This window comes from Sorangium sp. So ce1153, from assembly GCF_051521595.1.
Taxonomy (GTDB): Bacteria; Myxococcota_A; Polyangia; order Polyangiales; family Polyangiaceae; genus Sorangium.
The window spans coordinates 14,299,196-14,312,042 of sequence record NZ_CP150361.1 but is presented as its reverse complement, the minus strand read 5'-3'; the positions used below and the strand labels follow the sequence as shown (position 1 = coordinate 14,312,042).

At 72.0% G+C, this 12,847-nt stretch carries 9 protein-coding genes and 2 pseudogenes; 7 read left to right on the top strand and 4 right to left on the bottom strand.

The annotated features are described in order from the left end of the window. The first annotated feature begins 166 nt into the window (after positions 1 to 166). Both WME85_RS52145 and WME85_RS52140 read left to right on the top strand, forming a co-directional pair. On the top strand, positions 167 to 1,378 hold the full coding sequence (locus tag WME85_RS52145) for an acyl-CoA dehydrogenase family protein (RefSeq protein ID WP_437833139.1): 1,212 nt from the start codon (positions 167 to 169) through the stop codon (positions 1,376 to 1,378). 38 nt (positions 1,379 to 1,416) lie between these two features. Further along, positions 1,417 to 2,139 carry a TetR/AcrR family transcriptional regulator gene (locus WME85_RS52140; RefSeq protein WP_437833136.1) on the top strand — a complete coding sequence of 241 codons (723 nt, stop codon included), beginning with the start codon at positions 1,417 to 1,419 and terminating at the stop codon, positions 2,137 to 2,139. Between the two features lie 78 nt (positions 2,140 to 2,217). On the opposite strand, the gene WME85_RS52135 is transcribed toward WME85_RS52140, so the two are convergent. Then, positions 2,218 to 2,889 (bottom strand): hypothetical protein, encoded by a 672-nt coding sequence (locus WME85_RS52135; RefSeq protein ID WP_437833133.1) that lies wholly within the window; start codon positions 2,887 to 2,889, stop codon positions 2,218 to 2,220. A 595-nt stretch (positions 2,890 to 3,484) separates the two neighbouring features. Then, positions 3,485 to 3,640, bottom strand: a pseudogene (locus WME85_RS52130) (dehydrogenase); the annotation flags it as partial. A gap of 100 nt (positions 3,641 to 3,740) precedes the next feature. On the opposite strand from WME85_RS52130, the gene WME85_RS52125 reads away from it, so the two are divergent. The 3 genes from WME85_RS52125 to WME85_RS52115 all read left to right on the top strand — a co-directional run bounded on the left by WME85_RS52125 (position 3,741) and on the right by WME85_RS52115 (position 8,655). Beyond that, on the top strand, positions 3,741 to 4,436 hold the full coding sequence (locus WME85_RS52125) for a mobilization protein (RefSeq protein WP_436623982.1): 696 nt from the start codon (positions 3,741 to 3,743) through the stop codon (positions 4,434 to 4,436). A 369-nt stretch (positions 4,437 to 4,805) separates the two neighbouring features. After that, positions 4,806 to 5,477, top strand: a complete 672-nt coding sequence (locus tag WME85_RS52120; RefSeq protein WP_437833130.1) for an RCC1 domain-containing protein — start codon at positions 4,806 to 4,808, stop codon at positions 5,475 to 5,477. Continuing rightward, a complete protein-coding gene (locus WME85_RS52115; protein WP_437833128.1) occupies positions 5,470 to 8,655 on the top strand; it encodes a kelch repeat-containing protein in 3,186 nt (1,061 codons plus the stop codon). Before WME85_RS52120 ends, WME85_RS52115 begins: the two co-directional genes overlap by 8 nt. 232 nt (positions 8,656 to 8,887) lie before the next feature. Here WME85_RS52115 and WME85_RS52110 read toward each other — a convergent pair. Then, a pseudogene (locus tag WME85_RS52110) lies at positions 8,888 to 9,268 on the bottom strand (SDR family NAD(P)-dependent oxidoreductase); the annotation flags it as partial. Between the two features lie 171 nt (positions 9,269 to 9,439). Here WME85_RS52110 and WME85_RS52105 point away from each other — a divergent pair. Then, positions 9,440 to 10,135 carry a mobilization protein gene (locus tag WME85_RS52105; protein ID WP_437833125.1) on the top strand — a complete coding sequence of 232 codons (696 nt, stop codon included), beginning with the start codon at positions 9,440 to 9,442 and terminating at the stop codon, positions 10,133 to 10,135. Between the two features lie 353 nt (positions 10,136 to 10,488). Here the strand turns inward: WME85_RS52105 and WME85_RS52100 are convergent, their stop codons facing one another. Beyond that, a complete protein-coding gene (locus WME85_RS52100; protein WP_437833123.1) occupies positions 10,489 to 11,565 on the bottom strand; it encodes a hypothetical protein in 1,077 nt (358 codons plus the stop codon). A 261-nt stretch (positions 11,566 to 11,826) separates the two neighbouring features. Here WME85_RS52100 and WME85_RS52095 point away from each other — a divergent pair, with 261 nt between their 5' ends. After that, positions 11,827 to 12,843, top strand: coding sequence for an aldo/keto reductase (locus tag WME85_RS52095; RefSeq protein WP_437833121.1), 1,017 nt, complete (start codon positions 11,827 to 11,829; stop codon positions 12,841 to 12,843). The last annotated feature ends 4 nt before the right edge of the window (positions 12,844 to 12,847 follow it).

The window sequence follows — 12,847 nt, the reverse complement described above, 5'->3', positions numbered from 1 at the left end:
TACTGCAATCGAATCCTTTTCGAGGGGAGCATGTCAGCCGCAGCGGGCCTGCGGACTATTTCTCGAGCGAGCGCCGGGTGCACGCCGGTGGGAGCACGATGGAGGCCGGCAGCGCCCCACAGCCTTCGGGTGCATCCGCGGGGCGCCCACAGGAAAGGATCACGTCATGTCCACTTCTCACCGTTCCCCCGCGCGCGCCGACCTCCTCGCCCAGGTCGAGCGCATCAAGGAGATCGCGCTGCGCCATGCCGACGACTCCGAGAGGGGCCGCACGCTCGCGCCCCCGGTCGTCGATGCGCTCCGCGCGAGCGGGCTCCTCAAGATGTGCGCTCCTCGCGAGGTCGGCGGCGACGAGATCGACCCGCTCACCCACCTGGAGATCGCCGAGGCGGCTGCGCGCATCGACACGGCCACCGGGTGGTCGCTCAGCATCAACGCGTACTCCGCCGCGTGCGCGGGGGCTTACCTGCCCGACGCGGGCGTCGAGCGCGTGTTTCAACGCGGCTTCCCGATCGTCGCCGGCGCCCTCTTGCCCGCGGGCGTCGCGCGCCGGGTCCCCGGCGGCTACGTGATCCGCGGGCGGTGGGCCTTCGGGAGCGCCATTCGGCACGCCGGATGGGTCATCTCCTCCGCCGCCGTCGCGCCGGAGGATGGGCAGCCGCCGGCCGAGGGGCCCGGGCTGATCACCTTCCTCATCGAGCGCGAGCACGTGCGCATCGAGGACACGTGGGACACCTCCGGAATGCGGGGGACCGGGAGCGATCACTACCAGGTGGAAGACGCTTTCGTCGCCGAGGAGCTCACGTTCCCGTTCTCCAACGCCCCCGCGCAGCGCGGCGGCCTGGTCTTCTCGCTGCCGACGCTCCCTTCCGTCATGCCCGCGCACGTGGGCTTCGCGCTGGGCGTGGCCCAGCGTGCGCTCGACGAGCTCCTCCCGATGGCGTCACGGCGGGTGAACATGTGGACGTCGACGAGGGTGGCAGACTCCCCGGCCTTTCAGATGGATCTGGGCCGCGCCGCGGCCAAGCTCGCGGCGACGCGCGCCTATGCTTTCTCTGTCATCGGCTCGGTGTGGGATCGATTCAACGCGGGAGGGCCGCTCTCGATCGAGGAACACTCGGCCATCCGGCTCGCCGGCGCGCACGCGACCGACGTCGCTGCGGAGGTCACGACGTTCGCCTACCGAGCCGCCGGCGCGAGCGTGCTCTACGCGTCGTGCCCGCTGCAGCAGTACTTTCGCGACATCCATGGGGCCACGCAGCACATCGCCGTATCCGACGACGCCTATCAAGCGTTCGGGCGGCTCAGGCTGGGACACGACGTCTCGCACCCCCTCTTCGCGCCGCGCTCCCCGCGAGACAGCGTCGGCGGAGAATAACGCAATGCCGAGAACAGAAAAATGTTATCGTCGATAACATGACCGAGCGGGCCATGGACGTGCGGGAGCGCATCGTGCGGGCGGCGGCCGAGCTGCTGGCCCGCGGCGGGCGGGAGGCGGTGTCCACCCGGGCGGTGAGCGCGGCCGCGGGGGTGCAGGCGCCCACGATCTACCGGCAGTTCGGCGACATGCGGGGGCTGCTCGACGCTGTCGCCCGCGAGACGTTCGCCGAGTACGTGCGCCATAAGGCCACCCGCGAGCGCGCCGACGACCCGATCGAGGACCTGCGGCGCGGGTGGGACCTCCACGTCGCCTTCGGGCTCGCCAACCCCGCCGTGTACGCCCTCATCTACAGCGACCCGACCTCGGCGGCCAACGCGCCGGTGGTGCGCGACGGCGAGGCGATCCTGCACGGGCTCGTGGCCCGCGCGGCCGAGGCGGGGCGGCTCCGGGTGAGCGTCCCCCACGCCGTGCGCCTGATCGCCGCCGCCGGGGGCGGGGTGACGCTCTCGCTCATCGCCACCCCGCCCGAGGAGCGCGACCCGCGGCTCTCGGGCGCCATGCGCGACGCGGTGCTCGCCGCCATCACGGTCGCCCCCACGTCCGACGGCGCCCCCGACGAGGCGCCCGGCGCGGGCCGGGTGGCGGCGCGCGCCGTGGCCCTGCGCGCCGTGCTCGCCGAGGCGCCCGACGCCCTCTCCCCGGCCGAGCGGCACCTGCTCGGCGAGTGGCTCGACCGCCTGGCGGGCGCGGGCGGCTGAAGCGCATGGAAAGGGTCTTGTCGTGGTCCACGCTAGCCCCCGGAGAGAAGGGGAGCGGCTCCCATGATGTCTCTGCCGTCACACGCCGGGAACCAGACGAACGCGCGACCTGAGCCGACGTTTCTTGTTCGTGGCGAGGTTCGAGGCATCGCTCTCGAAGATCAAGGTGGCGCCGAGCGCCCCCCCGGGAGCGCTGAAGAGGTCGCCGGCGTTGCTCGTCCCGTCCTGCGGCTTCCTTTCGGTGTAGGCCACGAACGGCACGGAATCCTCGAGCTCCGCGACCTCCTTGCCCCCCGAGGGGTGAGCGAAAGTCGAGGTCACATCGATGTAGACGGTCGCCCCCCGGGACAGGGATGCGGGCAATGGGAACGATCTCCCCGCCAGGCGCTGCTTGAGGGCGCGAGCCGCCCGACGCCAGGCGAGGTCGTCCGAGCTGCCTTTGAGCTGGACGCCGAGGAGATTGCCACTTGCATCGAGTCGCACTTCGAACGTCGCCGAGCCGTCGACCGGCGTGCTCGTCTGGCGCACGGCGTCGAGCACGTCGCTCGCGAGGGCGGCGGCAAACGGCAGCGGCGCCGCCTCGGGCGAGCGCGCCGGGGTCGATTCGTTCCTCGGCCCGAGCGCGCTCGGGGCGGCCGCAGCGGCCGACGGGCCGATCGCGCCGGGGATGGACCACACGGGCGCGCCGCCGAGGCCTGGCGCCGCCGCAGACCGCGGCGCATCCGGCGGTGGGCCGTACTCGTCAGGCACGGCGGGGCTGCGGGCGTCGGCCTGCGCGGGAGGCGCGGCCTGCGCGGGAGGCGCGGCCTGCGCGGGAGGCGCGGCCTGCGCGGGAGGCGCGGCGGCGGCGTCCGGTGATGGGGTGGTCGGCTCAACCGGCCGCGAGCCTCCGCGCTCCGTCCCGCGACCCGGCCTCGACAGAGCGAGCGACGGCGCCCCGGGAGGAGCGGCCGGCGAACTGGCGGCCGCGGCGCGCGGCGCCGGCTCGGCGAGGAGGAGTTCGATCGGCTGCTCGTCCCCAGGCAGGTGACCCGGCGCGTCCGTCCGCGCCGCGCGAAGGGGACGAGCGACGTGTGCGAGAAGCGGAATCAGGATGTGCAGCGCGATCGCGAGCGAAGCGGGGCGATACCACCGGGCGGCGCCCTCTCGCAGCCTGGAAGCATCGCCGCTACCGAGCCCGAAGCGCATGTCCCCGCTTACCCGATCGACCGGGCAAGCACAAGCGGGCGGCAGGACCGTAGCGCCACGGTAAGGTCGAGGTCTTCAACGCCAGCGAATCACGTGCCGAGTCGAGCGCCGCCTTCGTGCGACCCATAACCTGGATGCGCGCGCCCAGGAGACTCCGTCACCACGGGAGTTGTCCGAGTGTTGCGTGCGAGAACGTACCCGTCGGGCCGTCCGGGCCGAGCAGCGCAAGGCGCACCGCCTCGCGGGCGCCCTCCTCGACAGTCTCCTTGCCCGCATCGTCGTTGAGGTTCGTCCTGGTGAAGCCCGGGGAGGCGGTGCCCGCGAGGCGGTCGCCGCTGACGAAACCCTCCGGACACCGCACCGTGGACGAAAACCACGTTGCGTGCTTAACAGCGGACAACTAGGGTGCGCCGATGAGCACGATTCATTTCATCGGGGGCGAGAAGGGCGGCGTCGGCAAGTCGGTGGTGGCCCGGCTGGTCGCCCAGTACTGCATCGATCGCGCGCTCCCCTTCGTTGCCCTGGACGCCGATGGCTCGCACGGGTCGTTGCTGCGGCACTATGCCGAGCACAGCCGGCCGGTGGATCTCACCCGCTTCGAGAGCGCCGATGACATCATCGCGCTCGCGACCGAGGCCGAGCGCCGGGTGGTGGTGGACCTGCCAGCGCAGAGCGAGCGTCCCCTCTTCGCCTGGATCACGGAGGCGGGTGTCCTGGACCTGGCGCGAGAGTGCGGCATCAAGCTCGTGCTCTGGCACGTGATGGACGACGGCAAAGACTCGTTGCTCACGCTGGATCGGCTGCTCAAGCGCGGTGGGACGGCAGCGCGCTACTGCATCGTGAAGAACCAGGGCCGGGGCAAGGATTTCTCGCTCTTCGATCGCTCGCCGACCCAGGCGGCGGCCGAAGCGCAAGGCGCCGTGGTGCTCGACCTGCCCGAGCTGCACCCGGCCGCGATGCAGAAGATCGATCACCTCGACGTGAGCTTCTGGGCCGCAGTCAACAACCCGGCGATCGGGGGCGAGACCTTCACGAGGATGGACCGCCAGCGCGTGAAGGTGTGGCTGCAAGCAGCGTTCGACCAGCTGGCGCGCGCCGACGTGATCTGAGCGGGAGCGGTCACGGCGCGCCGGGCGCCTCCTGGCGGCGGGCAGTCGAGACCACGAGTCTGGCCTGCGCGTCTCCAGGGCGCTCACGATGGCGTCTCCAGAGCCTCCGGGCGAAGCGCCGACCCTCTCTGGCCGCAATCCCCCCTCCGTCGCAGTCGACCCCATCAACCTCCCACAACCCGATCGATTCATCGCAGCTGGCGGTCGCTGTACCGCAATCTCGTCCTCGACCACGGCGCTCGCGCGCACTGGTTGTCCGTGGCTCTACGGAATCGGTAGGGCAACCCTCGACCTACAGCGCCCTGCGCGAGATACCTGCACCCTCTGCTCCTCGTTCGTGGCACCGTCTGGGCCTGGGTAACAATACCTATGGCCAGATCCGCGGGCGCGTCGCGCTCGATGGCGTTCGACATGAGCGGCGTGATCTGGGTCTGGGGCGCCAGCTCCTACGGGCAGATCGGCAACGGGTCGAGCGGAACCAACCAGGTGACGCCGACGAGCGTGATCCTCCCCGGGGGCGCCGCAGCGATCTCCGCGGGCTGGCACCACTCGCTAGCCGTGAGCACGGGCGGCTCCGTGTGGTCCTGGGGGCGCAACAACAATGGGCAGATCGGGAACGGCACCTCGGGGACCACGAACCGGACGACACCCTACCAGGTCGCTCTCGGCGGCACGGCCGCCGCGGTCGCCGCCGGCGGGGGGCACTCGCTGACGCTGCTCTCTGATAAGACGGTCAAGGCGTGGGGGTACAATGGGCAGGGTCAGCTCGGGCTTGGCAGCACCACGTCGCAACCCTTGCCGCAGAGCGGCGTGCGAACGGCGCTGCGTGCTCGTCCCGCGGACGCGCCGGGACGCTCCTGGCAGCAGGGAGGTGGCGACGTCCGCACTGGGCGCGCTACGAGGAGCCCGCCGCGACGGCTCCAGCGGCGCCCCGGTCCTCCATCACGCGCCGAGGCATCGAGACGATCCCGACGAGCGCGTCCTCCCTTGCAGGTCGTGTCCGGGATCCGCGCTCATTATGATCTCCGCCAACATGGATAGAAGCTCCGATATACCCGCTGCGGGTTCGACGCGCCGCCCAGGGTCGTCGACGCTGGCGCTGCTCTGGAGTGGGCTCCTCGCCCTGCTGCTCGGCTGCAGCGAGGCCGCCGATCCGCTGGACGCACGCGCCCTGCGGCGGCAATTCCCCGAGCAGGCCAGCGCCATCTTGGAAGGGCCGCTCGCCTTCGCCCTGGCGAGCGATTCGTTCGAGGCCCTCGGGCCGTCCGGCGCGCCCGCCGGCCTGTCCGGCGAGGCCGCGCAGCGTCCCCGCTTCCCGCGCGGCGGCGGCGCCCTCCAGCTCCCGCTGCCCGACGGCTCGGAGGCGTTCGTGCGCGAGCTCGGCGCGCTCGGCGAGGCGGTGGCCGTGGAGGGCGCGGTGACGTATCCGCGCCGCGGAGGGACCTCGTTCTGGACCGCCCTCGAGGACGGCTACGAGGAGTGGCTGCTGCTCGAGCCGAGCGCGGTGCGGCGCGACGCGCCCGTGGCCACCTGGAAGGTCGACGGCGCGGCCCTGCGGCAGGCAGGCGACGCGGTGGAGGTCGCGGACGCGCGCGGCGCGCCGCAGATCCGCGTGACGGCGCCCGAGGCCTACGGGGCGGACGGGAGGCCGGTCGGCGCGCGGCTCGTGGCGCAGGGAGAGCGGATCGAGCTGTGGGTCGAGGCCGAAGGCGAGACCGTGCTCGTGGATCCGCGGTGGAAGCTCAAGAGGGACATGAACGCCGCCCGCCTCCGTCACGCGACCACGCCGCTGAAGGACGGGCGCATACTCGTGGTCGGCGGTAACGGCACCGAGGGCACGCTCGACAGCGCGGAGGTGTTCGATCCGGCGTCGGGCACGTGGCTGCTCATCGAGCCCATGGGCACCGCCCGCGCGTGGCACACCGCGACGCTGCTCGCGGACGGCCGGGTGCTCGTCGCCGGCGGCCTCCACAAGAAGAGCGACGGCTTTTACGAGGACGTCGCCAGCGCCGAGCTGCTCGACCCGGCCTCCGGCGCGTGGTCGTGGCTCATGCCAATGCCGGCCGCCCGCAGCGCCCACACCGCGACGCTGCTCGCGGACGGCCGGGTGCTCGTCGCCGGCGGCTTCTACTCCCAGGGCGACGTGCTCGAGAAGCTCGCCAGCGTCGAGGTCTTCGACCCCGCCTCCGGCATGTGGTCGCAGCGCAGGCCCATGCTCACCGCCCGCAGCGGTCACACCGCGACGCTGCTCGCGGACGGGCAGGTGCTCGTCGCCGGCGGCGAGACCGAGGGTGGCGAGGCGCTCGCCAGCGCCGAGGTCTTCGATCCGGCCTCGGGCGCGTGGCGCGCCGTCGAGCCGATGCACGTCGGCCGCGCGTGGTACACCGCGACGCTCCTAACGGACGGCCGGGTGCTCGTGGTCGGCGGCGATGGCGGGCAAGACGGGCCCGAGAGCGCCGAGATCTTCGACCCGGGCACGCAGGCCTGGCAACCCGTCGGGCCCATGCTCAACCCGCGGATGGGTCACACCGCGACGCTGCTGATGGACGGGCGGGTGCTGGTGGCTGGCGGCAGCAGGAACCCGACCTCGCTCGACAGCGCCGAGGTCTTCGATCCGGCCTCGGGCGCGTGGCGCTTCGTCGAGCCCATGCGCGCGACGCGCTGGGATCACACCGCCGCGCCGCTGCCCGACGGGCGCGTGCTCGTCGCCGGCGGAGACGCCCGGGGGGGAGGATTGCTCAGCAAGGTCGAGGTGTTCGATCCGGAGTCCAGCACGTGGCTCCCGGCGAGGCCCATGCTCGCCGACCGCACGGAGCACACCGCCACGACGCTGCTCGACGGTCGCGTGCTAGTCGCCGGCGGCCGTCTCAGCCGCGCCGATGTACTCCTCGGCGACGCGGAGCTGTTCAATCCGGCGTCCGGCGCGTGGCTGCTCGCCGCATCCATGAACACCGCGCGGACGCAGCACACGGCGACGCTCCTGTGGGACGGCCGCGTGCTCGTCGTCGGCGGCCAGGACATCGCGGGAGAGCTCCGAGGCGCCGAGCTGTTCGATCCGGCGTCCGGCGTGTGGTCGCCCTCCCTCATGCACACCCTCCACACGGGTCACACGGCGACGCTCCTGCGGGACGGACGCGTGCTCGTCGCGGGCGGCTATGGCCCTTCGCAGAGCATGTCTGGACGGACCGAGCTGCTCGACCGCGTCGAGGTGTTCGACCCGGGATCGGGCATGTGGGAGCCCGCCGTGCCCATGCTCTTCGCCCGCGAGCAGCACAGCGCCACCCTGCTCTCGGACGGGCGCGTGCTCGTCGCCGGCGGCGCTGGCGCCACGGGGGTGCTCGACACCGCCGAGGTGTTCGACCCGGCCTCGGGCACCTGGCTGCCCGTCGCGCCCATGCTCACCACCCGCTCTCGCCACACCGCCACGTCGCTGCGCGACGGGCGCGTGCTCGTCACCGGCGGCTTCGGCGGTGCCGAGCCGCTCGACAGCGCCGAGGTGTTCGATCCGGCCTCCGGCACCTGGCTGCCCGTCGCGCCCATGCTCATCACCCGCGTCGCGCACACCGCCACGCTGCTGCCGGACGGGCGGATGCTCGTCACCGGGGGCACCCAGCTCGGCTTCGGGGAGCGCTATCTCGACAGCGCCGAGGCGTTCGATCCGGCCTCGGGCACCTGGCTACCCCTCGGCCCCATGCTCACCACCCGCGCTCACCACACCGCCACGCTGGTCTCCGACGGGCGGGTGCTCGTGGTCGGTGGCGATAGTTACGATCCCGCGCCCGGCGCCGAGGTGTTCCGCCCGATGCCGGGCGGCAGCATCTGCGCGTCCGACGTCGAGTGCGAGAGCGGCTCCTGCACGGACGACGTCTGCTGCGACCAGCGGTGCAACATCTATCTCTGCGAGGCGTGCTCGGAGTACCGGGGCGGGTCCGCGGACGGCGTCTGCACCTCGCTGCACCCCGACTATGCGCCCTTCGCCTGCTCGCCCCAGACCGGGCGACGGACGAGCCCGTGCGACTCCGTCCACGACTGCATCGACGGCTTCGTGTGCGACGCCTCGGGCGACTGCATCCCGCCGCCGCCGAACGGCGGTTACCTCGACGACGGCGGCTGCGGCCTCGCCGCCCCGGCGAGAGACCCCGCCGCGCCGGCGCCGCTGGAGCTCGGCCTACTGGTGCTCTCCGCCCTGTCCGCGGCGCTGCGCAGGCGCCGGCGGTGACGGCTCGATCCTGACCCGTCACGGCGCCGACCAGGACACCTGGCAGGCGTGGCGCGCATGGCGAACGTGTCGGCCGGCACGTCTTCCTGCGCGCCCGCGGCGGCGGTGATGCTGGGGCGCCGCCCGACGCCAGGCGAAAGGTGGAGGTCTTCAACGCCAGCGAATCACGTACCGAGTCGAGCGCCGCCTGCGTGCGACCCATAACCTGGATGCGCGCGCCCAGGAGACTCCGTCACCAAGGGAGCTGTCCGGGTGTTGCGTGCGAGAACATACCCGTCGGGCCGTCCGGGCCGAGCAGCGCAAGGCGCACCGCCTCGCGGGCGCCCTCCTCGACAGTCTCCTTGCCCGCATCGTCGTTGAGGTTCCTCCTGGTGAAGCCCGGGGAGGCAGCGTTGACCTTCATCCCGGTCGACTCCAGCTCGATGGCCATGGCGAGCGTCATGGCGTTGAGGGCCATCTTGGACGCAGGGTAGACGGGGCCGAAGATCGAGCGTCATGGGAAGGTCGGGTCCGAGTTCATCGTCAGCGAGCCAGCGCCGCTCGACACGTTGACGATGCGGGCTGCCGGCGCCTCGCGCAGGAGCGGCAGCATCGCCTGCTCGACGGCGACGATCAGGCCACCGGAGGAAGCCCGGGCGCCGCGGCGACCACGCCGCGCCGAGCGTCACGGGCATAGCTCACGGCGAGGCCCGCGAGGCGGTCGCCGCCGACGAAACCCTCCGGACACCGCACCGTGGACGAAAACCACGTTGCGTGCTTAACAGCGGACAACTAGGGTGCGCCGATGAGCACGATTCATTTCATCGGGGGCGAGAAGGGCGGCGTCGGCAAGTCGGTGGTGGCCCGGCTGGTCGCCCAGTACTGCATCGATCGCGCGCTCCCCTTCGTTGCCTTGGACGCCGATGGCTCGCACGGGTCGTTGCTGCGGCACTATGCCGAGCACAGCCGGCCGGTGGATCTCACCCGCTTCGAGAGCGCCGATGACATCATCGCCCTGGCGACCGAGGCCGAGCGCCGGGTGGTGGTGGACCTGCCAGCGCAGAGCGAGCGTCCCCTCTTCGCCTGGATCACGGAGGCGGGTGTCCTGGACCTGGCGCGAGAGTGCGGCATCAAGCTCGTGCTCTGGCACGTGATGGACGACGGCAAAGACTCGTTGCTCACGCTGGATCGGCTGCTCAAGCGCGGTGGGACGGCAGCGCGCTACTGCATCGTGAAGAACCAGGGCCGGGGCAAGGATTTCTCGCTCTTCGATCGCTCGCCGACCCAGGCGGCGGCCGAAGCGCAAGGCGCCGTGGTGCTCGACCTGCCCGAGCTGCACCCGGCCGCGATGCAGAAGATCGATCACCTCGACGTGAGCTTCTGGGCCGCAGTCAACAACCCGGCGATCGGGGGCGAGACCTTCACGAGGATGGACCGCCAGCGCGTGAAGGTGTGGCTGCAATCAGTGTTCGACCAGCTGGCGCGCGCCGACGTGATCTGAGCGGGAGCGGTCACGGCGCGCCGGGCGCCTCCTGGCGGCGGGCAGTCGAGACCACGAGTCTGGCCTGCGCGTCTCCAGGGCGCTCACGATGGCGTCTCCAGAGCCTCCGGGCGAAGCGCCGACCCTCTCCAAGTGGTGTCGATGATCCCCAGCATCGGCCTCGCTCCCGAGGCAGCCCGAGAGTACGAGCGCGCTCGCGCAGACCGACACGATCCCCGGCCGAGCGGCTCCTGCTCGGCGAGTGGCTCGACCGCCTGGCGGGCGCGGGCGGCTGACGCGCCCGGAAAGGGTCTTGTCGTGGTCCACGCTCGTCCCCGGAAAGAAGGGGAGCTGCTCCCATGATGTCCCTTCTGTCACACGCCGGGAATCAGGCGAACGCGCGATCTGAGCCGCCGCTTCTTGTTCGTGGCGAGATTCGAGGCATCGCTCTCGAAGATCAAGGTGGCGCCGAGCCCCACCCCGGAAGCGCTGCTGAAGAGGTCGCCGGCGTTGCTCGTCCCGTCCTGCGGCCTCCTTTCGGTGGTTGCCGCGAACGGCGCGGCATCCTCGAGCTCCGCGACCTCCTTGCCCCCCGAGGGGTGAGCGAAGGTCGACGTCACGTCGATGTAGACGGTCGCCCCCTGGGACAGGGATGCGGGCAGCGGGAACGATCTCCCCGCGAGGCGCTGCTTGAGGGCGCGAGCCGCGCGACGCCAGGCGACATCGTCCGAGCTGCCTTTGAGCTGGACGCCGAGAAGGCCGCCCCTGGCATCGAGTCGCACTTCGAACGTCGCCGAGCCGTCGACTGGCGTGCTCGTCTGGCGCACGACGTCGAGGACGTCGCTCGCGAGCGCGGCGGTAAACGGCGGCGGCGCCGCCTCGGGCGAGCGCGCCGGGGTCGATTCGCTCCTCGGCCCGAGCGCGCTCGGGGCGGCCGCAGCGGCCGACGGGCCGATCACGCCGGGGATGGACCACACGGGCGCGTCGCGGAGGCCGGGCGCCGCCGCAGGCCGCGGCGCATCCGGCGGCACGCCGTACTCAGCGGGCCCGGCGGGGCTGCTGGCGTCGGCCTGCGCGGGAGGCGCGACGTGCGCGGGAGGCGCGGCGGCGTCGGCCGGTGATGGCGTCGACGGCTCAACCGGCCGCGAGCCTCCGCGCTCCGTCCGGCGACCCGTCCTCGACAGAGCGAGCGACGGCGCCCCGGGAGGGGCGGCCGGCGCTCTGGCGGCGTCGACGCGCGGCGCCGGCTCGTCGAGGAGGAGGTCGATCGGCTGCTCGTCCCCAGGCAGGTGACCCGGCGCGTCTGTCCGCGACGCGCGGAGGGGTCGAGCGGTGTGCGCGAGCAGCGGAATCAGGATGTGCAGCGCGATCGCGAGCGACGCAGGGCGATACCACCGGGCAGCGCCCTCTCGCAGCCTGGAAGCACCGTCGCCGCCGAGCCCGAAGCGCATATCCCCGCTTACCCGATCGACCGGGCAAGCACAAGCGAGCGGCAGGACCGCAGCACCACGGCGAGGGAGAGGTCTTCAACATCAGCGAATCACGCGGTGCCAGCCGCTGAACGTGTGCTTCGGGTGCAGTGGCTGCCCGAGCTTCGTCATGAGCAACTCGCCGTGTACGATCGGGCGCATGACATGGCTGTCGTCTGTCCGGCTCGTCGAGATGTCCGGTTTTTACAATCGGGGGCCGCGGGCGCGCCGCATGAACACCCCATGACCCACCTCGACACCACCATGAGCCGCTCCCCCCTCCGATCGACTCCGCTGGGCAAGACCGGGCCCAGCGTCTTTCCCGTCGGCCTCGGCTGCATGGCGATGTCCGGCGCCTACGGCCCGGCCGAAGAGGCCGAGAGCGTGGCGACGATCCGCCACGCCATCGAGCGAGGGATCACCCTGATCGACACCGGAGACTTCTACGGCCACGGGCACAACGAGCTCCTCATCCGGCGCGCGATCGAGGGGGTGCGCGACAGGGTCCAGCTCTCGGTGAAGTTCGGCGCGATGCGCGGCCCGGACGGCGCCCCGCTGGGCATCGACGCCCGCCCGGCGGCCGTGAAGAACTTCGCTGCGTACAGCCTGAAGCGGCTGGGCGTGGAGGTCATCGACGTGTACCGCCCCGCGCGTCTCGACCCGGAGGTGCCCATCGAGGACACCGTCGGGGCCGTCGCCGACCTCATCAAGGCCGGCTTCGTCCGGCATCTCGGGCTGTCCGAGGTGGGGGTCGAGACGATCCGGCGTGCGAGCAAGGTGCACCCGATCGTGGACCTGCAGATCGAGTACGCGATCGCGACGCGCGGGCCCGAGGCGTCCGTCTTCCCTGCCCTCGCCGAGCTCGGGATGAGCGCGACGCTCTACGGGGTCTTTGCGCGGGGGCTGCTCACCGGCAGCAAGCCTTCGGGAAAGGGGGACTTCCGGCAGTACATGCCGCGCTTCGCAGGCGAGGAAGGGGCAAAGAACGCGAGCGTCGTCGAGAAGCTCCACGCCTTCGCCGGCGAGCGAGGGATGACGCCGGCGCAGGTCGCGCTCGCGTGGGTGCTGGCGAAGCAGCCCACGCTGGTGCCGATCGTCGGGGTCCGCACGCGAGCCCAGCTCGACGATGCCCTCGTGGCCCTCGACAAGCCGCTGCCGGCGAGCGACGTCGCGGCGCTCGAGAGCATCGTGCCAGCGGACGCGATCGGCGGCACGCGCTACCCCGCCCAGCAGATGAAGGCTCTCGACAGCGAGCGGTAGCCGA